This is a genomic window from Kaistia dalseonensis (assembly GCF_030814715.1).
Taxonomy (GTDB): domain Bacteria; phylum Pseudomonadota; class Alphaproteobacteria; order Rhizobiales; family Kaistiaceae; genus Kaistia; species Kaistia dalseonensis.
The window spans coordinates 198618-220349 of the sequence record NZ_JAUSVO010000001.1 but is presented as its reverse complement, the minus strand read 5'-3'; the positions used below and the strand labels follow the sequence as shown (position 1 = coordinate 220349).

Annotated in this window: 14 protein-coding genes and 1 tRNA gene; 7 read left to right on the top strand and 8 right to left on the bottom strand. The window is 60.9% G+C overall.

The annotated features are described in order from the left end of the window. Window positions 1-68: 68 nt before the first annotated feature. Window positions 69-1802, top strand: coding sequence for a ubiquinone-dependent pyruvate dehydrogenase (gene poxB, locus QO014_RS01010; RefSeq protein ID WP_266346789.1), 1734 nt, complete (start codon window positions 69-71; stop codon window positions 1800-1802). 34 nt (window positions 1803-1836) lie between these two features. Here the strand turns inward: poxB and QO014_RS01005 are convergent, their stop codons facing one another. The 5 genes from QO014_RS01005 to aspS form a co-directional block, all read right to left on the bottom strand. Further along, window positions 1837-2253 carry a GFA family protein gene (locus QO014_RS01005; RefSeq protein ID WP_266346788.1) on the bottom strand — a complete coding sequence of 139 codons (417 nt, stop codon included), beginning with the start codon at window positions 2251-2253 and terminating at the stop codon, window positions 1837-1839. Between the two features lie 40 nt (window positions 2254-2293). Further along, window positions 2294-2758, bottom strand: a complete 465-nt coding sequence (locus tag QO014_RS01000) for an SRPBCC family protein (protein ID WP_266346787.1) — start codon at window positions 2756-2758, stop codon at window positions 2294-2296. After that, window positions 2755-3075 carry an ArsR/SmtB family transcription factor gene (locus QO014_RS00995; protein WP_266346786.1) on the bottom strand — a complete coding sequence of 107 codons (321 nt, stop codon included), beginning with the start codon at window positions 3073-3075 and terminating at the stop codon, window positions 2755-2757. The genes QO014_RS01000 and QO014_RS00995 overlap by 4 nt, the downstream gene beginning before the upstream one ends. A 247-nt stretch (window positions 3076-3322) precedes the next feature. After that, window positions 3323-3399, bottom strand: a tRNA-Met gene (locus tag QO014_RS00990). Window positions 3400-3517: 118 nt separating this feature from the next. Then, on the bottom strand, window positions 3518-5299 hold the full coding sequence (gene aspS / locus QO014_RS00985) for an aspartate--tRNA ligase (RefSeq protein WP_266346785.1): 1782 nt from the start codon (window positions 5297-5299) through the stop codon (window positions 3518-3520). Between the two features lie 410 nt (window positions 5300-5709). Here aspS and rnd point away from each other — a divergent pair, with 410 nt between their 5' ends. The 3 genes from rnd (at window position 5710) to QO014_RS00970 (ending at window position 10021) form a co-directional block, all read left to right on the top strand. After that, complete coding sequence (gene rnd, locus QO014_RS00980) at window positions 5710-6873, top strand: ribonuclease D (RefSeq protein WP_266346784.1); 1164 nt, start codon at window positions 5710-5712, stop codon at window positions 6871-6873. Window positions 6874-7338: 465 nt separating this feature from the next. Further along, a complete protein-coding gene (locus QO014_RS00975; protein WP_266346783.1) occupies window positions 7339-8670 on the top strand; it encodes a hypothetical protein in 1332 nt (443 codons plus the stop codon). 52 nt (window positions 8671-8722) lie between these two features. Continuing rightward, complete coding sequence (locus tag QO014_RS00970; protein ID WP_266346782.1) at window positions 8723-10021, top strand: hypothetical protein; 1299 nt, start codon at window positions 8723-8725, stop codon at window positions 10019-10021. A 533-nt stretch (window positions 10022-10554) separates the two neighbouring features. On the opposite strand, the gene QO014_RS00965 is transcribed toward QO014_RS00970, so the two are convergent. Continuing rightward, window positions 10555-11520, bottom strand: a complete 966-nt coding sequence (locus QO014_RS00965) for an NAD-dependent epimerase/dehydratase family protein (protein WP_266346781.1) — start codon at window positions 11518-11520, stop codon at window positions 10555-10557. 673 nt (window positions 11521-12193) lie between these two features. Between QO014_RS00965 and QO014_RS00960 the strand changes: the two genes are divergently transcribed. Both QO014_RS00960 and QO014_RS00955 read left to right on the top strand, forming a co-directional pair. After that, window positions 12194-12337, top strand: a complete 144-nt coding sequence (locus QO014_RS00960) for a hypothetical protein (protein ID WP_266346780.1) — start codon at window positions 12194-12196, stop codon at window positions 12335-12337. 218 nt (window positions 12338-12555) lie between these two features. Then, entirely contained in the window at window positions 12556-16650 is a 4095-nt protein-coding gene (locus tag QO014_RS00955) for a rhamnan synthesis F family protein (RefSeq protein ID WP_266346779.1), read from the top strand. Window positions 16651-16755: 105 nt separating this feature from the next. Here QO014_RS00955 and QO014_RS00950 read toward each other — a convergent pair whose 3' ends face one another. Further along, the gene (locus QO014_RS00950) at window positions 16756-18066 is read right to left on the bottom strand and encodes an acyltransferase family protein (RefSeq protein WP_266346778.1); all 1311 of its coding nucleotides are present in this window, start codon (window positions 18064-18066) and stop codon (window positions 16756-16758) included. On the opposite strand from QO014_RS00950, the gene QO014_RS00945 reads away from it, so the two are divergent. Further along, window positions 18001-19983, top strand: coding sequence for an acyltransferase family protein (locus tag QO014_RS00945; protein ID WP_266346777.1), 1983 nt, complete (start codon window positions 18001-18003; stop codon window positions 19981-19983). The two genes, QO014_RS00950 and QO014_RS00945, sit on opposite strands and share 66 nt — an antisense overlap. Before the next feature lie 201 nt (window positions 19984-20184). On the opposite strand, the gene ppx is transcribed toward QO014_RS00945, so the two are convergent. Beyond that, window positions 20185-21702: an exopolyphosphatase gene (gene ppx, locus QO014_RS00940; RefSeq protein WP_266346776.1), complete on the bottom strand. Its 1518-nt coding sequence runs from the start codon at window positions 21700-21702 to the stop codon at window positions 20185-20187. Window positions 21703-21732 lie beyond the last annotated feature (30 nt).

Here is a 21732-nt window from a genome sequence, read left to right as displayed (position 1 = left end):
CGACAGTCGAAGCCCTTGCCTTGCCTTGCCGTCCCGACCCAGCCCAATCGTTGATCGAAGGAACTTTCATGAGCCAGACCGTTGCCGCACTCATGGTCGATACCCTGCAGCAGGCGGGCGTGAAACGCATCTACGGCGTCGTCGGCGACAGCCTGAACGGGCTGACCGACGCGCTGAGCCAGAAGGGCGGGATCGACTGGATCCATGTACGCCATGAGGAGGTCGCGGCCTTCGCCGCAGCGGGCGAATCCCAGATCACCGGCGCGCTCGCCGTCTGTGCCGGCTCATGCGGGCCCGGCAATCTCCATCTCATCAACGGGCTCTACGACGCCCATCGCAGCCGCACCCCGGTTCTCGCCATAGCGGCGCAGATTCCCTCGTCCGAGATCGGCAGCGGCTATTTCCAGGAAACGCATCCGCAGGATCTCTTCCGCGAATGCAGCCATTGTTGCGAGCTCGTCTCCGATCCCAGCCAGATGCCCTTCGTGCTCGAAAACGCCATTCGCGCCGCAGTCGGCCAGCGCGGCGTCGCGGTCATCGTCATTCCCGGCGACGTGGCGCTGAAGACGGCACCCGATCGCGGCCTCTCGACGCCGCAGAGCCTCCTGCCATCCGCGCCGACCGCCGTGCCGGACGCTGCCTCGCTCGATGCGCTGGCCGCACTGCTCAACGGCGCCGAACGCGTCACCTTGTTCTGCGGTCGTGGCTGCGCCGGCGCGCACGAGCCGCTGATGCAGCTCGCCGAAGCGCTCAAGGCGCCGATCGTGCACGCGCTCGGCGGCAAGGAACATGTCGAATACGACAATCCCTATGATGTCGGCATGACCGGCTTCATCGGCTATGCCTCGGGCTATGAGGCGATGCATGCCTGCGATGTGCTGCTGATGCTCGGCACCGATTTTCCCTACAAGCAGTTCCTGCCGACCGACTGCAAGATCGCGCAGGTCGATATCCGGCCGCAAAATCTCGGTCGCCGCGCGCGGCTCGATCTCGGTCTCGTCGGTGATGTCGGCGCGACCTTGCGCGCCCTGCTGCCGAACATCGAGCCGAAATCGGACAGCTTCCACCTCGATACGGCGCTCCAGCGCTACGCGGCATCGCGCAAGGGGCTGGACGATCTGGCCGAGGGAACGCCGGGACGCAAGCCGATCCATCCGCAATATCTGACCCGGCTCGTCAGCGAGGCCGCCGACGAGGACGCCGCCTTCACCTTCGATGTCGGCACGCCAACCATCTGGGCCGCGCGCTATCTGAAGATGAACGGCCATCGCCGGCTGGTCGGCTCGCTGGCGCACGGCTCCATGGCCAATGCCATGCCGCAGGCGATCGGCATTCAGGCTGCACAGCCGGAGCGCCAGGTGATCTCGCTCAGCGGCGATGGCGGCTTCACCATGCTGATGGGCGATCTGATCACCTTGACCCAGCACAAGCTGCCGGTGAAGGTGATCGTGCTCAACAATGGCGTGCTCGGCTTCGTCGCCATGGAGATGAAGGCCGGCGGCTTCGTTGATACCGGCGTCGATCTGGAAAACCCCGACTTCGCGGCGATGGCGCGCGCCATGGGCATCCATGCCCTGCGTGTCGAGGACCCGGGCGACCTGCCCAAGGCCCTGGCGGATATTCTCGCCCATGACGGCCCTGCCCTGCTCGACGTCGTCACGGCGAAGAACGAGCTCTCCATGCCGCCCACGATCGAGCCGGCGCAGATGAAAGGCTTCAGCCTCTGGCTGCTCCGCGCGGTGATGAGTGGTCGCGGCGACGAAGTCATCGACCTCGCCAAGCAAAACCTGCTTCCGCGCTGAGGCGGGCGACAGGCAAGCAACCGGCCGTCCGGCTTCAGCCGGGCGGCATCGTCTCGAACACCGGCAAAGCGGGATCCAGAATATCCCATGCGAGGCCGCGCATGCCGTAGGTGACGAATTGCGGCATGAAGCGGCTGGCGTCGTCGAGGCTCGCCGCGTGAACGGCGACCAGATCCGGCATGGCGGCGAAGGTCAGGTGGACCGGTGTGCCGCAATCCGGACAGAAGGCATGGATCTTCTCATTGCCGCTGTCGCCCGCGACCCGCCAGCTCTTCGGCTCGCCCGTGCTCGCCATGTCGGACCGCCCGGCGAAGACCAGATAGGAGCTGTGCCCCGTGCCACTGCGCATCTGGCAATGGCGGCATTGGCAATGGAGCCCGGCGATCGGTTCGCTCGCGATTTCATAGCGGATCGAACCACAGGCGCATCCGCCGGCATAGAGCCCCGTCATCGCCTCGCTCCCGCGTCGGAAGGCTGGACCAACATCGCGATCAAGCCGCCTTGGGCTTGGCGAAGACGTCGATCGCCCGCCCGGTTTCCAGGAACGATTTCATGCTGGAGAGGACAACCGGCCAGCCGCGCTTGATGCCGTTCGCCATGCCGCTCCCGGCTTCCAGTTCGTCATGGGTGACGGTCAACCGCACCATCTCCTCATAGTCCTCGATCTCGAACGTCACCCGGCTGGCGCTGTTCGGATCATCGGCCTGCGAGGCATTCGCCCAGGAGATGACGAGGCGCTTCGGCGGCGATATCTCGATGACCTTGCCGACGAGCTCGACGCTGCGCCCTTCATTGGCGCGCACATGCTCCCATTTCGAGCCGGGCTTCCAGTCCGAGACATTCTCATGTCCCCAATAGCGCCGGGCGACCTCCGGCCGCGTGATCGCCTCGAACACCTTCTCCGGCGTCGAGAGGATATAGGTCACATAGACAAAGCTGGTCGTCTCCCTGGTCATTCCTGCTCTCCTTCGAGTTCTCGCTTCAGATCGTGCAGCAGGCTCAGCCGCTGGCGTTCGAACTTCCTGACCCACCGCTCATAGACCTCGTGCAGCGGCACGGGATTGATGAAATGCAGCTTCTCCCGGCCACGCCTGACCGTGCTCACGAGGTTCGCCGCCACCAGGATCTCGATGTGCTGCGTGGCCGATTGCCGGGCCATGTCCAGATTCTCGCAGAGCTCGCCCAAGGTCTGGCCGTTCCTCTCACAGAGGAGATCGAGCAGCTTCCTGCGAGTCGGATCACCCAGCGCCTTGAAAACCTTGTCAGCGTCCATCGATCTCGCTCATCCGTGGAGGCATAATATGCAGGTAATTACCTGCCTGTCAAATCAGGTTGATCGGCGAAGCGGAACGGCTCCCAATCAGATGCGGATCACGTCTGCGATTGCAGGAGGATCAGCGCCGGAATCGGAGGCGTCACGATCATTCGAATGACGATGAATATGGATGGCGCCGGGCGCGGCCCTTAAACGATTACGGCCCTGTTCAGTGAAGAACAGGGCCGTAAAAGTATGGGAGCGTTGGTTGCGGGAATAGGATTTGAACCTATGACCTTCAGGTTATGAGCCTGACGAGCTACCGGGCTGCTCCATCCCGCGGCAAGCGCGGCGTCTTTCGTCGTCGCGCAGTGGTGATATAGTGGGCCTATCCGGCTTTGAGAAGCCCGGAATGGAAGAATCTCGTTTCATCCACAGGCCATTCGAATTCTTTCCCGGCTCAGTTCGGCAGATTGAGGCGGATGCTGAGCTCGCGCAGCTGTTTCGGCGTCGCTTCGCTCGGTGCGCCCATCAGCAGATCCTGCGCCTGCTGGTTCATCGGGAACAGCGTGATCTCGCGCAGGTTCTGCGCGCCGCAGAGCAGCATGACGATGCGGTCGACGCCGGCCGCCATGCCGCCATGCGGCGGGGCGCCATACTGGAAGGCACGGTAGAGGCCGCCGAAATTCGTCTCGACATCCTCGCGCGAGCGCCCGACCAGCTCGAACGCCTTGATCATCGTCTCGGGCAGCTGGTTGCGGATCGAGCCCGAGGCGATCTCGAAGCCGTTGCAGACCGCATCATACTGATAGGCCTTGATCGTCAGCGGATCCTGGCTGTTGAGCGCGTCGATGCCGCCCTGCGGCATAGAGAAGGGATTATGCGCGAAGTCGAGCGCCTTCGCCTCCTCGTCCCATTCGTAGAACGGGAAATCAACGATCCAGCAGAGTTCGAAGCGGTTGGTGTCGACGAGGTTCAGATCCGTGCCGACGCGCGTGCGCGCATCGCCGGCGAATTTGTAGAACTTCTTCGGATCGCCCGCGACGAAGAAGACGGCATCGCCCTCCTCCAGGCCGAGCTGCAGGCGGATCGCCTCGGTCCGCTCCGGGCCGATGTTCTTCGCGACCGGGCCGGCGCCCTCGAGCGCGTCGTTTTCGGTGCGCCAGAAGATGTAGCCAAGGCCCGGCTGGCCCTGCTGCTGCGCCCACGAGTTCATACGATCGCAGAAGGCGCGGCTGCCGCCGGTCCTGGCCGGGATCGCCCAGACCTGGGCCTTCGGGTCGCTCTCCAGCATGCGCGCGAACACCTTGAAGCCGGAGCCGGCGAAATGTTCGCTGACCTCCTGCATCTCGATCGGATTGCGCAGGTCCGGCTTGTCCGAGCCATAGGTGCGGATCGCCGTATCATAGGGGATGCGGCGGAAGTTCTGCGTGACGGGTTTGCCCTCGGCGAACTCCTCGAAAATGCCGCGCAGCACCGGCTCCATCGTGTTCCAGACGTCTTCCTGGGTGACGAAGCTCATTTCGAGATCGAGCTGGTAGAATTCGCCCGGCAGGCGATCGGCGCGCGGGTCCTCGTCGCGGAAGCAGGGCGCGATCTGGAAATAGCGGTCGAAGCCCGCCATCATCAGCAGCTGCTTGAACTGCTGCGGCGCCTGCGGGAGCGCATAGAACTTGCCGGGATGGATGCGCGAGGGCACGAGGAAATCGCGCGCGCCCTCCGGCGAGGAGGCCGTCAGGATCGGCGTCGTATATTCGGTGAAGCCGATCATCTCCATGCGGCGGCGCATGGCGGCGATGATCTTGGTGCGCTTGACGATGTTGGCGTGCAGGCTCTCGCGGCGCAGATCCAGGAAGCGATATTTGAGGCGGATATCCTCCGGATAGTCGGGCTCGCCGAAGACCGGCAGCGGCAGCTCCTTGGCCGCGCTCAGCACCTCGATCTCGGTCGCGAACAGTTCGACCGCGCCGGTCGGCAGGTTGGGGTTCACCGTCTCGGGCGTGCGCTTCTTCACGAAGCCGTCGATCTTGATGCACCATTCGGCGCGGACCGTCTCGGCCACCTTGAAGGCCGGCGAATCCGGATCGGCGACCACCTGGGTCAGCCCGTAATGATCGCGCAGATCGATGAACAGCACGCCGCCATGATCGCGCACGCGATGGACCCAGCCGGAGAGACGGACGGTCTCGCCCGCATGGGTCTCGCGAAGTTCGCCGCAGGTGTGGGAGCGGTAGCGGTGCATGGTGCTGGATCCGGAACTTGGGTCTTCGAAAAGGCATGGCGCTGCTGCGATTGTCGCATACGCGCGCGGAAAAACGCATGGGGGTCAGCCTTTGTCAAGCAAGCCGCGCTTTTGCGCCGTCCAGCCCTTGCAATGGCGTCCGCCCACACCATTTATCGTCTATCCCAGCCAGCAGAAACGGGAATGCGCGCGGTAACGCGCCGCTTCCCTCATGATCGGGTCAGGACGGATGTACTCCGGCCCGGTCTGTTGGCGGCTTTTCCGGAAAGCCGCCGACGTTGGCGCGGAATTCGGATCGCCCAGGCCCGTAGCTGATGAAGCGAGGTATCTCCTGCCTCCTCGTCACCGGAGCCTGGGCTTTCTTTTTCCCCCCGCGACAAGCTGGTCTGGCTGCGCTATTAGAAGTTTCCATGACCGACATAATTACTACGACTGCCGACCTCGCCGCTGCTTGTGAACGTTTCGCCCAGTTTGAATTCGTCACCGTAGACACCGAATTCATGCGCGAGACGACCTATTGGCCGAAGCTCTGCATCATTCAGATCGCCAGTACCGTGGAAGCCGTCATCATTGATGCCGAGGCGCCCGGGCTCGATCTCGCGCCCTTCTTCGCGCTGATGGCGGATGAGAAGGTCATGAAGGTCTTCCACGCCGCGCGCCAGGACATCGAGATCGTCTGGCATCTGGGCGGCATTCTCCCCCATCCGATCTTTGATACGCAGGTCGCGGCCATGGTCTGCGGCTTCGGCGAATCGATCAGCTACGACCAGCTGGTCGGCCGGATCACCGGTCATCCGATCGACAAATCCTCGCGCTTCACCGACTGGAGCCGTCGCCCGCTGACGGAACACCAGATCGACTATGCCATCGCCGATGTGACCCATCTGCGCGACGTCTATCTCGCGCTGAAGACCAAGCTCGAGCGGCAGCACCGCTCGGAATGGGTGCGCGAGGAGATGGACATCCTGACCTCGATCGATACCTACCAGGTCGAGCCCGAGCACGCCTGGAAGCGGCTGAAGATGCGGATCAAGAAGCCGCTGCAGCTCGCAGTGCTGATGGAAGTCGCCGCATGGCGCGAGCGCGAGGCGCAGGGCCGCGACGTGCCGCGCGGCCGCGTGCTCAAGGATGACGCGATCTACGAGATCGCCGAACAGCATCCGACGACGCCGGACGCGCTCGGACGCCTGCGCACGATTCCCAAGGGCTTCGAACGCTCGCGCACGGCCGAGGAGATCCTCGCCGCCGTCAAGCGCGCGACCGAGCTGCCGAAGGAAAAGCTCCCCCGCCTGCCCAAGTCCCGCCCGGCCGCGGACGGCAATGGCGCGGCCGTCGACCTGCTGAAGGTCCTGCTCAAGATGACGAGCGAGGAGCACGGCGTCGCCGCGCGCGTGATCGCGACAGTCGACGAGCTGGAAGCGATCGCCGGCGACGACAATGCCGACGTCCCCCCGCTCCATGGCTGGCGTCGCGAACTCTTCGGCGAGCACGCGCTCCGCCTGAAACGCGGCGAAATCGCGCTCCGCCTGGAAGGCCGACGCGTTTCGGTCGTGGGCGAGGCGATCAGGGTTTAGCCGCGCAACAGCCTTCAGATGTCGATCTGCTCGCGCCTGACCTCGGCTGCATCATGGCCGGCGATTTCCAGAGTGCTGACCTGCCAATTGCTGCGGCGTTCAGGCTCTCTTGGCTATGCGGTATCGCTTGATGGACCGCCGCTGTCGTTGTGCCCCCCCGTGTGGAACCTGGCCCATAGTGCATCGCTCAATTCCTGCAACGAGAGTGCACGATCAAAGTCCGGGGACCAAACAGCTGCCCCCCGTATCGCCCCGCACCAAGCCCAATCAATACCGGATAGCCAGCGCCGACGTCGACGGGCACGCTGAGCGCGAAACCGCACACAATGAAGCACACGCACGCAGTCTAGCTTGCTATTCAAGTCCGGGAGCGCAATCCTTGATGGTCGATCGCGTGCCATCCTGGGCGGCGCCTGCTGTTGTCAACTCCTGCTTCTCCTTACCGTGTAGTTTGGATCCTCTATTATGCTCGGCTCGCAGATACTGAAGAATAGGCGCCAGATACTTGACGCGCTGGCACTGGGCTCAATCGCCGCCGTCTCCGAAAACTATCTATTTTCGACAGTTGCAGCAGCCGAACCTCTGATTGTCGACCCCGTCCTTGTCGCCAATCTGAATACAGCAACTCAGGGAGATGGAGAGGACACAGTAGATGTGCTCTCAAATCTTGGCCAACCGTCCCCTGTCTATGTTCCATATGGCGAGTTCCTGTTTGACAAGCCCATGGAATTTATCCGGTCACGCCTTCATGGCTTGGGCCAGATTCGAGCGACGGATGGCGTAACGCCACCATACTACTCGATGATTGATGAACGCCCGCAATCTGTTGATGGCAAGACGATCGGATCCGCATTCGAAGGCGATATATCGCGCGTGAATTTCGCTGTCGGTCATGTGATCAAAGGGGCTGACACACTTGGTCATGCATCCGACAGCTCTCCCGACGTCCTTCGCGTTTACACTCCGGAAGCCTACGCGACGGTCACTTTTCTTCACAATGAGAGTGGCAGTCGAGATCTCGGTGGCAGGACTGATATGCGCGGCGCCACAATGGCGACCGCACATCTTACGGATGTTGTGCATCTCGGCCGCGGCGATTCCGCCGCCTACGTTGCCCGCAGCCGGGTCTCCGGCCAAAACCCGGACTCCGAGCATGTGATCAACAATGCCTGGGGCATGGGTTTTGTCTCCGAGATCAGAGCGCAGGCCGATGGCGTATTCCTTCTGCCTGTTGAATCCGCCTACACGGACTCGGGCTTTGATGTGGGATCCGTAGGGCATCTGCTGCTCGGACGGCGCACAAACAATACCGGAGAGAAGTACGCCAACTGGATTGGCTACGTTGCGAAATCGGTTGGTGGCGACAAGCCTTGGGACGTCTTTTATACAGCCTATGGCTCTTCGAAGATCGGCATTGATTTTACTCAGGCGTATTTTGAGTCCGAGGGCTTCGAGGGCGCTGCGATGGTCCTTTCCAGCGGCCAACGGATCTATTTCGATGGCCATCTCGATATGAACATTCCTGCGGAAAGCCGCTGGAAATGCGAGGATCCTGGCGATATTTGGATAGGCTACGATTCAGCAGATAAGTCGATTACGATCAGAAACGGTGATCAATCGACGCTTAGCCTCAGCCAGGACGGTTTGGCTCTCACTGGAAATCTTGGCCTGTTTGGAGCTCCGCCGGCGTCGCAGCCCAAGATATCGGGAAGCAGGTCCGACACTGGCCGACTGCTTGGCGCGGTGATAGGCGCTCTGGTTGAATTAAACTTGGTTGAGGACCTAACCGTCGATTAGCGTTCGACCAGGCGGCCCGGAGACGTGGCCTGATTCTCTTATGGATTCACCGATGCTGAATAGACGGGACATATGGGGCCTCCTTGCTCTGGGCACGGCCGCCCCGGTTGCATCGGCGCTTGCAGAACCGGCGGCGTCAGACGGGGGCAACACCACCTCCTGGCTAGACAATATTGTCGAGTTCGGGTCGTTTGGACGCGCCAATACGGAGGTGCGGTCGGGCACGCATGCGACCTTGCCCGCAGATCACATCCTCTTCATTCCACCCGGCATATTTCACTTCGACAAGCCCGTGGACGAGCTGAGGTCTCGGCTTCTTGGCCTCGGGCAGATTAAGACGACAACAGGAAAGACAGCGCCCTTCTATTCCCAAGTTTCTGATCGCCCTCAGACAGGCGATCAGACAACTATTTACACGGCGTTCGACGGCGACGTGTCACACATACAGTTCGCCACGGAACATATCATCTCGGGCAAAGACACGCTCGGAACGCCATCATGGAAGAGCTTCGGTGATATGGAATGGGATCGGCTCTATACGCCTGAAGCCTATCCGCACTTCACCTATTTGCTCAACAAGAGCGGATATAACGACTATCCCGATTATGGGCTGGGACGAACCGTGGCGGCGGCCCATCACGTCAAGCTGGATCAATTTGGACAAGGCGATGCCGCCGCCTATAGCGCGTATATTAACGTGTCGGGCCGGATGCCAGGATCTACCGATTTCCTGGCCAATGCGTCAGGTCATATCATCCATGGTCAGGTTCATGCGAGGGCAGATGGCGTATTCTTGGAGCCATATGAGGTCCTCGGCTTCGACGAGGGGCATGATGTCGGTTATGTCGGCCATGTAACGCGTGGCGTGCGAACCAATGACACAGGTGCAAATCACGCGGTCTGGATGGGCTATGTTGCCAAATCGGTTGACGGCACCAAACCATGGAATGTGTTCTACACTGCGTACGGCCACTCGCGAGTCGGGATCGACTTAACGCAGGCATACTTCGAATACCCTGGCTTTGAGGGTGCGGCGCTTGTATTGAAGCGCGGCGACGGCGTCTATTTCGACGGGAGCGTGGACGAGACCATTCATCCAATGCACCGCTGGCATGCCGCCAGCATTGGGCGCAGTCGCGTCGTTTATGCAGCCGATGCGCGCGCGCTGCAAGTTGTGGGTGACGGCACGATCGGGCTGAGCGTGGGCGTTGAAGGTGTCGGCTTCTTCGGAGCCTCCCCGCAACCAAAACCGTCGATATCAGGAAAAATCGAGTACGGCGCGACACTTAAGAAATTGCTCGCGGCGTTGGACGCGTTGGGCCTTATTTCGGACGATACAGGTAACGAGTGATGGATCTGAGAACGAGAACGATCATCGAGACGATTTCCGGCCAACGAAACGCCGCACACGATATGCTTGCCGCCGTACTCGGCGAAAACGCGACACTACGAGCCGAACTTGAGGAACTCAAAGCTCTGCTGAGCGCTACGAGGAAACAGGACAACCTTGGCGAGGATGCGATCGCAGACAAACAGAGGCGATGATCTTGCGCTCCCCATGAACTGGGCCGATCGCAAGCCGCGCTGCCTGTCTATGAAGGCAAATAGCCGTGGACTGTAAGGCTCCGTCGCGAGCCGGGCCTGCCATATGCCGGCCTCGCCCTCCCCGATTTGCCGCCATGACCCGGGCGTTTCAATACGGATGCATTGGCGATGGACCGACAGACACGGTCCCCCGGGGCGGCCGGTTCGCCTGGCATGCTTGAGATCTGACCTGCCGGAAGCGCGAGCCCTTCAAAGATCTATGCTTTTGCTCGAGGGGTTCCGCCCAATCTGGAGGAAGCCAGGCGAACGTCTTCCGTCCCCTCGCCTGTCTGAGGCGCGTCAGAAGCGCCCCGGAATGGCGTAGGCAATCCGTCGCTCGTCCAAGTCCATGCTGCGGATATGCCCCATCCAGATATCTTCGATCGTGCGCGCGATGTCCCGCCGCGCGACCCAGCCAATATCAGCCGCCACCCGGCTGCAATTCAGGATCACTTTCTGCACGTCGATCTTCCGGCTCGGAATGTGCTTCACCCTGAGCTTCCGACCGGTGACCTCTTCCACGAGTTCCAGGATGTCGGTGAGCGAATGGCCGACGCCGGACCCCACGTTCCAGATGCGATCGTTGAAACACGTATCACGGCAAGCGGCCCATATCGCTTCGGCGACATCGTCCGCATCGACGTAGTCCCTGACCGACGTGCCATCGCCATACATGTTGAACTCTGTGCCCGTCACAAGGCTGCGGATGGCGGCAGACACAACGCCCTGGGCCGCGCTCTGATGATGACGGCCAATGGGGTTCGAAACACGAAGGATGTTGTAGTTCAGCCCGTAGGTGCGACCAGCGAACTGAACGGACTCCTCGATCATGTGCTTGCCCATGCCATAGGCGGAAATGGGCATGCTCGGCTGGTCTTCATCGACCGGGTGGACCTGCGGATTGCCGTAGATCGTCCCCCCCGATGAGACGAAGATCCGCTTGGCCGTCGGGTTGACGGAGGCGAATCTGAGCATGAACTCCGACACGGGTGCGACGACCTGCGGAATCTCCAGCCATGGCCGATCGGCGAATGTCGCGGGCGTGGATCCCGTCGCGAGATAGACGATCACGCTCGCATCGGAAACGATATCCTCCGCATATCGCCCGCCGAACTCCTCGGAGCTGACGAAGCGTTCCCCCGCCATCGCATATTCCCTGGCGCGAGCAACGTTTCGCGTGACGATGATGCTCTCCTCGCCTCTTGCCACGAGGAGATCACGAAAATGTCGACCAAGAAAACCCGAACCACCGATAATAAGGATCATCTATCTCTTCTTCGTCCAGGTGAACACCCAATGCCCTAGCACGTTCTTGGAAAGCTCGATGCACTTATCGCGCCACCCTATCCGGTGTTGCTAGCCCATGGCACCATAATATTGCGTGCGTGTGATCGAGGTCACTCCCAATGCGGGCGGTGGCGGCAAGAGCGCAGGCTGACTGTCTCAAGAAGCAATACGCAGATTGAGTTGACCTAGCCGGCCGGGTCAGCCATCCGATCGGCTCTTGCTGTTGTATAGAGAGTGAGGACGCGAGTCTTCGCCGCGATCGTTCTGTTCCCAGCTTTCGAACATCCGGCTCCCCTGATCGCAATGGCGCCCGCTGTCCTAGTTTGACACACGATCGTGTCGCGCCGAGATCAGCAGCAGCGCGCCCCGATCGTCGCGGCCGGATTGCGACCCAGAATCCAGGTCCGACACCGCCACCAGACCGCGGATCGTGGCGACTGATTGAACTGGACAGACTTTTAGCGCTGACGAAGTTCTTCTTGAATGTGCCGCCAGCGCGATGATACCGCTTCCCACGGAGACATGGTCCTGTCTTGTCCATGGAAATGAGCGCTCCAACACTACTGTGACCTTGGTCTGGGCATCAATTCTGATAGTGAAGGCACGACTATGGTCAGTTGAGGGGAGTTCCGACACGCTCGGTGGTGGCAACATGTCGACAGCACGACGCCTGCCGAAGGCTGGACCGACGGTTCGGGTCCATGCCATTCGCGTCGTGCCGTGGCCGCGCCGAACCGATGCCGCCAGGGGTGGTTCCGACGAGGCAGCCAAGGCCTTTGGTGCGCGACTGATGTAGATGAAGCTCTTGCGACAACTCGGATACGGAGGCGGTGCGGCTTACTGGATTGGCGCGTCGCTGAAGCAACAATATCGAAGGAAAGACATTGGGCGTGTTCATGCAGACCATTGAGCCATTATCGAACTCGGTATCATTGCCCTTGATGACGCTACACTGATCGTTGATTGGGCCTACGAACGCAAATCGTGCCGAACGGATTGGCCGAAGAGGACTTCATGAATCGTTCGACCTTCAAGTTCCCCCATCCTGAACAGGTGATGCCATTTGATGGCGAACGGTATACATCAGGAATTGAAGGCACCATTCAGCGCGAACACTATCATCGTTACCTTTTCGCTCTGCGCTACTGTGCCGATTTTAACGTTCTGGACGTTGCTAGTGGGGAAGGCTATGGCAGCTTTCTGCTGGGACAGGTCGCACGAAGTGTAATCGGCGTCGACATCGACCAGAAGACCGTCGATTTCGCCAACAAGAATTATATCTCCGAGCGCGTGAGTTACCGGCGGGGCGATGCCACCAAGCTTCCGATCGATGACCACTCCGTCGATGTCGTCGTCAGCTTCGAGACGATCGAGCACTTTGCGGGCCAGTCGGAGTTCATCGCCGAGATCGATCGTGTCCTTCGGCCGGGCGGCATCGTCATCATGTCCTCGCCCAACCGGGAGATCTACTCGGATGCTCAGGACTACCAGAACCCCTTCCATGTTCACGAACTGAACAGGCAGGAATTCGTCGACCTGCTGTCGACCCGCTTTCCGCATGTCCGTCTGTTCGAGCAGGCTGCCGTCATCGGCTCTGTTATCTTGCCGCCTCCCGGAGAGCAGGCCGGCGGCGTGGAAGGCTACACCACACGTGACGGCCAGTTGTTTGAGCGGGTCGCCGGCGTGCCGCAAGCGCCCTATTTCCTTGCTCTCGCGGCGCGCGTCCCGATTCCTCCCGCATCTCCCAGCGTCCTCCACGCCGACTTCTACCGGGAGCAGATCGACAGGCGCCTGGCCGAGGCCGAACAGTCCCGCCAGAACATGGCGATTATCGAAGCCTCCCTGCGAGCGGATCTGGCCGAGGCCGAACAGTCCCGCCAGAACATGGCAATTATCGAGGCCTCCCTGCGAGCGAATCTGGCGGAGGAGCAGGCGACGGCCACACGGATACGGGCAGAACTCGCTGCCGCGCAGGACACGCTCACGCAGACAAGAGCGAAACTCGATGTCGAACAAGCGACAATCGCGCGGCTACACGCTCAGCACGCTCTTGCCTTGGCAGACCTTGATTCAGATCTGCGGACCGAATTCCAGGAACAATCGCTCCGGCTGTTCACAAGAATGCAGTCGGCCGCCGGCGCCAAGCTTCCGCGTGAACTGGATGGTATTAGCCGTTTGATCATCAAGCGGAAACGGCGTCTGGCCCGGACCTACCGTCTCATCCTGTCGTCGCATCTCTTCGACGCCGAATGGTATCTTGCGACCTATCCCGATGTGGCCGCCCTGCAGCTAGACCCGATCCTGCATTATCTGGGTCTCGGTGCAGCCGAGGCGCGAAATCCCGGGCCGATCTTCGACACCAAGCAGTACCTGCTGGCCAATCCCGACGTTGCAGCGTCGACCATGAACCCGCTGTTTCACTTTCTCAGACATGGCCTCAGCGAAGGCCGCCGCCTGCGAAGCGCAGGCCCCCATGTCGATGCCGCCTTTGTCCGGCCGTTCTATGCGGCCGCCGGACAGATCGGCAATCCCATTCGTATCTGGCGAAAGCTGTCAGAGAACGGGGCTGCGCCTCCCGCCACCATCGCAGAGGCGAAACAGATGGCCGCGGAAGTCCGCGTCAGTCCGTATTTCGACGCCGATTTCTACGGCCGCCGGTTGCCGAGCGATATGGACGCGGCGCTGCATTATGTCATCGTTGGCGAAAACCTGGGCTGGGCACCCTCGGATTCCTTCGATCCCAAGTTCTATTTCGAACGATATCCGGACCTGAAGGTGGCAAAAGTCACCCCACTCCTGCACTTCCAGAATTATGGACGAGCCGAAGGCCGCCGCGGCGTGCAATCGACGCGGCGGCTCAGCTTCGCGCCGTTGCAGGACGAGCGGCAGCCGATCCTGGTCATATGCCACGAAGCATCTCGGACCGGCGCGCCGATCCTGGGGTGGAACCTCGTTCGCGATCTGCGCAAGAAGCATCCGGTCATCACGTTGCTCATGCGTGGCGGCGCCTTGCAGGACGATTTCGCCGCCGAAAGCGATCTGGTTGTCGGACCTTTGACGGAAGAGGAATGGCATCCCGCCGAATTCGCATTCCTCGCAGAGCGCATCGCCCAAGCCTACAAGCCCCTCTACGCCGTCGCCAACAGCATCGTGACAAGCCCCTTGGTGCCCCCTTTCGCCGCCTTGGGCGTCCCCTCGGTCGCGCTCGTGCATGAATTTGCGTCCTATACACGCCCGCTCAGCTGGATGCGCCCCGCCCTTGACTGGGCGGCGCACATCGTATTTCCCGCGCATGTCGTGGCGAAGTCCGCCTACGAGAACTTCCCGGGTTTCGAGATGCGTCGCGGCGTCCACGTTCTCGCCCAAGGGCGCCAGCTCGTGCCGGACGGGACATCCGAGGCAGAGGGCGAGGCCGAACCCGATATCGGCGAAGTGATGCGATCGGCGGACGAGGCGGACACGTTCATCGTCCTCGGCGCCGGATACGTTCACATTCGGAAGGGTGTCGACCTGTTTCTTTCGGTCGCTGCCGCTGCACGACGGCACGCACCAGGTGTTCGCTTCAAGTTCATCTGGGTGGGCGATGGCTACAAGCCGGATGAGGATGCTTCCTATTCGGTCTATCTCCGCGAGCAGATCAACAAATCGGGCCTGGACGACTCCGTCGTTTTCCTCGATCACGTTTCAGAGTTTGAACCGGCCTATCGGACGGCGGACGTCTTTTTCATGTCGTCACGGCTCGATCCGCAGCCCAATGTGGGTATCGACGCGATCACACTTGGGCTTCCGACGATTTGCTTCGAGGGCGCCAGCGGCACGGGCGAGGTTCTTGCCAGCGATCCCGAAACACGCGCCTTGGTGGTCCCACATCTCGACGTGGAAGCCGCCGCTCAGGCGATTTGCCAGCTCGCGACCGATCCGGCCTTGCTGCAGACCATGAGGCGCGCGGTTCAACGCGTGGGCCGCAGCGCCTTCAATGGTGAGGTCTACGCAACCAAGATAGATACATGGGGTCGCGAGGCTGCCGCCGCTTTGTCTGCCGCTGATTTGGAAACCCTGCTCAAATCCGGCGCGGTCGAACCTGAACTCGCGCTGCCACGGCGTGCGGCACTGCCTCTGCCTGAGTCGGCATCTGTCGAACAGATCGTTCTTGTGCAGTCGACCGTTGTCGGCCTGAGCCCGGATCAGCACAGGAACGCCTATTTCCGCCGCGCGATACCGGGCTTCCATCCGCAGGCTTACGCTGTCGACCATATTGAGGATTGCGGTCCCGGCGGACAGGATCCGACTGCACACTGGATCAGGCAAGGCCGCCCGAAGGGCTCCTGGCTGCATCCGGTGTTTTCGCCTGATAACAAGCCGGCCAAGGTGACACAACCGCTCCGCGTCGCTCTGCACGCGCACTTCCACTATACCGATCATGCCGGCGAGTTGGCCCTGAGACTGAACGGGAATGGTACCCCATGCGACTTGTTCATCTCCACTGACACGGAAGCCAAGGCGCAGTATTTGCAGCGCGCCTTCTCCGAGCATGATGGTGCGGTGACAATTCGCGTCATGCCTAACCTCGGTCGCGATATCGGCCCAATGCTGACCGGCTTCCGCGAGGAAATCGCCTCCGGGGCCTACGATCTCTGGGGTCATGTCCACGGCAAGAAGAGCGCTTCGACTGCCTCTGCTGATGCGGACCTCGGCGACATCTGGCGGACGTTTGCCTGGGACAATCTGATCGGCCGGGAATTTCCCATGCTCGACGTGGCGGCGTCCGCTTTCGCCGCCAACCCGGATCTCGGGCTCGCTTTCGCCGAGGACCCCCATCTGGTCGGATGGGATGGCAATCGCCGGAATGCCGAAGCGCTCGCCGAACGGATGGGGCTCTCGTCCGAATTCCCGGAGTTCTTCGATTTCCCGCTCGGCACCATGTTCTGGTTCCGGCCAGAGGCCCTGCGTCCGTTGTTCGATCTCGATCTAGCCTGGGAAGACTATCCCAAGGAGCCGGTGCCCTATGATGGCAGCCTGCTGCATGCGATCGAGCGCATCGTGCCCTTCGTCACGGCGTCGCAATCCTACAGCATTGCGGGCCTGCGCGCGCCCGGCTCGACCTGGTAGCAAATGCACACTGGAACTCGACCGACTACGGCCTTGAACGAACCGCGATGGGCCATGCCTTAGCTCGAGGTCCGCTCCAGTCGGGCGCAATTGCGACCACGGAACCTATTTGCACGCATCGGTCTCCGCGGCCCCTTTGGGCCAGAATCTCGCGCGTAATGTTCTTTGAGCCGTATCGGCCAGCCGACCCAAATGCCGCGACCAGACAATGGCGAGATGATTGCTGGGGATCAGTAGCGCCGCGCTACCGATAGAGGCCAAGACGAGAAACACCGTTGCGAGAAGATAGGCCGAAAGAGACCCTGGATAGCTTGCCTGAACGAATCTCATGATGGGAACGCCTATCACCACGAGAGTCACTGTGTGCATCAGATAGATCGGGAAGGACCAATCTCCAAGCCGTCGACTAAGAGGCGCCGATAGCAATTTCCGAGTCGCTGGCGTGGCGATGACGCCAAAGGACAGCAGCATCGCCCCGAACAGCAGTTGGAAATTGAAGTCGAGGGGCGGCACCATTGAAATGGCAATCCCGACCATGATCGCGATTGGTCCAAGCTTCGCGACAACGGGCCGATCGAAACAGCCATTGCAGTAGAGCCTGCAGAGCATCACACCTGCAACAAAGAGCGTGTAAACGCTCTCCATGTACAAGAATAATGCGAAGATCGACGCGTAGGCCGGCCAGGTCAAGGAGCGCTTCCAACCAGCCAAGAGAACAGCGATTACGAGAAATGAACCAGCAAACTCGATAGGAATCGTCCAAAGAGGGCCGATGTAGCTCGTCGAGTAGGAGTAAGAAAAGAAACTCTCGAACAGCGAAGCACGAAGCAGATGTTCGATTGTCGGTCGAAATTCGAACATTCCGTCAAACTTTCGCGGCAAGGCGGAGATATCGACAATTCCGGCGACAAGGAAAGCATGCATGATTGCGCACGCAACAAAGATTGGCACCGCAAGCCTCACATAGCGCCCCGCCGCTATCCGAACCAGGGATGCACCACTGCCGGTCGTTTGAAACGCTATACTCAGTGCGAAGCCTGAAACGAGGAAGAATATCCCGACTGCGAGGCCGCCATTAAATGGCGGCAAGGCCACCAAAACGACTGCAAATCGCTCGCTGAACGGGAACCCGCCGCAATAAACGTGATAGAGCACAACCACAACGGCGGCCCATCCCCGCATCCCATCTAAGAACCCGATTCTGTCGTCAGATGACAAGCCTCTTCCAATCTCCGACTTCTCTGCGGTCAGGTTTTGTGCACCGCCGTCGCGACTTCGCCAAGTGCGACGCGACAGATCGCGAAGTGATGCCAGCATGAGCGAATACCATTCGCAACCTTGCGTGGAAATATGAAATATCGGCCCGATATAGATGGCCTTCGTGGCCTTGCGATTGCTTTCGTCGTCGTCTTTCATTTATTTCCACAACAGGCACCGGGCGGATTTATTGGCGTAGACGTCTTCTTTGTAATTTCAGGATTTCTTATTACGAGCATAATATTTAACGAAATCGTCCGCAATGTATTCGACATTTATATTTTCTACTGGCGGCGCATTCGGAGAATATTCCCAGCACTGATCCTTGTGCTCTTGACCACGCTCCTTATTGGATGGCTTGCTCTCTGGCCGAAGGATTTCCAGAATCTTGCCCAAGCGACTATATTCTCATCTATATTCGTTCAGAATTTATCGCTTTGGCGTGAATCTGGGTATTTCGACACTGCTTCCGAGACCAAGCCGCTCATGCACCTATGGTCTTTATCTATTGAGGAACAGTTTTATCTAATCTATCCGGCACTATTGATCTTGGCAAATCGATTTAAGGTAAGTCCAGGCATGGCGATTGGTGCTCTGGCACTCATCTCGTTCGGCCTGAATGTCACCATGATCGATAGCGACCCGGTCGGCGCATTCTTCTTGCCACAGACGCGATTCTGGGAATTGCTGGCGGGTGGCTGGCTTGCAGTACGCGCCTTATCTCAGCCCAAGGACGCCCTGTCGCGCTTTGGCAATGCGCGGTCAAAGCAATGGCTCAGCCTGGCCGCCTCACTCGTCGGGCTCGGCGGCATAGTGGGCTCTGGCTTCTGCCTGGCCAGCAACATGGCGTTTCCCGGGTGGTGGGCGCTACTGCCAGTCGCCAGCACCGTGCTGGTGCTCTCTGCCGGCCCGTCCAACTTCTTCAACAGGCACATCCTGGCAAACCGCGGGATGATCTGGCTCGGGCTGATCAGCTATCCGCTCTATCTCTGGCACTGGCCGCTATTGTCCTTGGCGCGCATAGTCGAGGCGGGACCGCTTTCCCCTGCTACGCGTGTCGCCATCGCTGGGCTATCCGTTCTGCTCGCCTGGATCACCTACCGTCTGATCGAGCGTCCTCTACGAACCACGCGCTCTCCAGCACGGCCAGCCTTCGTCTCAATGGCAATGATGGCGCTTGTAGCAACCGCGGCCTCCATCGTGTTCAGCACGAACGGGGCGGCCTTTCGATTGCCCCCGGATTTAAGGCCGATCGCGACATACAAGTATGACTATACGAAGGATGCCAGGGTCGAATGCTGGATGAGGGCCGGCCAGAAGAATGACTTCGCCCCATCCTGCACCGATGCCTTGAAGCCCGATGACAGAAATCGGCCCAGAGTCCTGGTCTGGGGAGACTCACACGCCGCAAGGCTCTTTCCCGGACTGCTCCTGCGGTTTGGCGAGCAAGCGGAAATGGCGCCCCTGAATCGAGATGGCTGCGCCCCAATCCTTGGAATTGGTTATGACAATTGCAGGAACGGCAATGAATACATTATCTCACTGATCGAACAATACAAACCAGACACCGTTATAATGTTCGCCGTCTGGAATGTTTACAATGAAAACTGGAACGACCAGCTTCACAACGATAGATTCTATTCTGAACTTAAGGCTACCATCCGAGCTATCAGGGCCGCTGGAGTAGAAGATATCCTTCTCGTCGGACCGAACCCGCAATGGCTTGGTGCACTACCGGACACTGTCCTGAAATATGCGTGGGACAATGACGAAGTTCCGCCGCCTCTTTATATGAGCTATGGGCTCAACCCTGTGATCAGAACCGTTGATCTCAAAATGAAGGAGTTCGTAGCATCGATGAGCGTGGAGTATTTCTCTCTCGTTGACCTCTTGTGCAATCCCCAAGGCTGCCAGACGCGGGCCACGTCGGAGCCGGCGAGTTTCATGTCATGGGACTACGGGCATTTGACGACTGAAGGCGCGCTCTATGTTGCCAGTCGGTTGCCACAGCGGTTCTTCGAAGCACGTGAACGAGCGCAGATAGGCACCAGCGGGAGCGTCGGACAAAGGAACTGACGTGCGAGGCAGCGCGGTCCCTGACTGCCTCTCATGATCAATTCAAGCATGGACGGCATAGAGCAGCCGAGCGCGCACGACCCAAAAAGGCGCAGGAGGAGCCAAAGCGCCCCCCCTCGACGACCGCCCCTCAATATTCCGCAATTCCTTGCTTCGTCGCATGCACGGGCTGGGGCATTGCCTCACCCCCGCATCCGCTCCCTACTCCAGCACGATCGCCGGTTTCATGCCGGCGAGCTTGGCGAGCTGGGCGACGCGGCGGCCGAGACGGGTGCCGGCGAGGATGGCGCGGTCTTCCGGCAGGACCAGCGTCAGCTGGTCGCCGCGGGCCTCGATCCGGGTTTGCGGGATGATGCCGCCCATCGCGCCCGAGACCAGGAAGGCGACGCGGAAGGCGGCGCCGAGCGCGCGGGCGCGCTCCATCAGCCGTGTCGAGGCCAGTTCGCGGATGCGCGAGGAAATGTGCTCGTCGGCCAGCCCCTCATGGCGATAATAGGTGGCGAGCGCGAGATAGGCGCGGCCGGGATGGTCGATGCCGACAAAGGCGCCGTGCGAGATCAGGTTGAGGCTCTGCTCGCCGCGATAATCGGGATGGCCACGCCAGCCAATATCAGCGAGCAGGCAGGCGGCGATGCGCAGGCGCGCCTCGTCATCGCTCTCCTCATAGCCCATGGCGCTCATGGCCTGCGCCGTCCAGGGCCCGAGTTCGCGGGCGTGCACGGGCGAGCGCGAGCGCAGGATCGCCAGCTCTTCCGAGGCCGCGATCAGCGGGTCGATTGCCCGGGTTTCCGCGTCGAGCAGGTCATAGAGCAGGCCTTCGCGCACGCCGAGCGCCGAGAGGATGATCTCCGACGGCTTCATGGCGCGGATCACCTGCTCCAGCACGATCGCGCCATAGGGCAGCAGGTTGCGGCGGCTCTTCGAGACCGCCTCTATCGAATCGAGCGATTCGGCATCGCGTCGTGCGACCATGCGGCAGAAATCGAGCGCCTCGTCGGCCGGAATGGCATATTCGTGCATGATATGCAGCGGATAGCCCTTCTGCCGCATGTGCAGGCGGGCGAGCGAGCGCCAGGTGCCGCCAATGGCATAGAAGGGCCGTCCCTGCCCTTTGGGCAGCACGGTCGAGCGCGTCAGCGCCTCGGCGGCGATCGCCGCCGCCTTCTTCAGCGTCTTCTCGGATGCTTCCTCGAGCCGCAGGCCGCCGAGCGGGAAGGTCTCGCCGATGCCGACTTCCTGGCCGACAATGTCGACGACCTCGAGGCTGCCGCCGCCGAGATCGCCGGCAATGCCGTTCGGCTTGTGGATGCCGGAGAGCACGCCCATGGCCGAGAGCCGCGCCTCCTCGCGTCCGCTCAGCAGCGAGACGGGCGCGCCGGTGATCGTCTCGACCTCGTCGAGGAAGCTCGGGCCGTTGGTCGCCTCGCGCGCCGCCGCCGTCGCGAGCACATGGATGGTCTTGACCCGCATCTGCCCGCACAGGCCGACGAAGCGGCGGATGGCGGCGAGCGCCGCCTGGACGGCGTCTTCATTGAGGCGGCCCGTGGTCGCCACGCCGCGGCCGAGCCCGGCCAGTTCCTTCTCGTTGAAGAGCGGCATGGGCGAGCGGCTCATGCGCTCATAGACGACGAGGCGGACCGAGTTCGATCCGATATCGATGATCGCCACGGGACCCGAGCCGTTGAGACGGCCGGGGGCATGCTCTTCGCCTTCAGTCATGGACACCACGATCGGCTGAACAGATTCGGC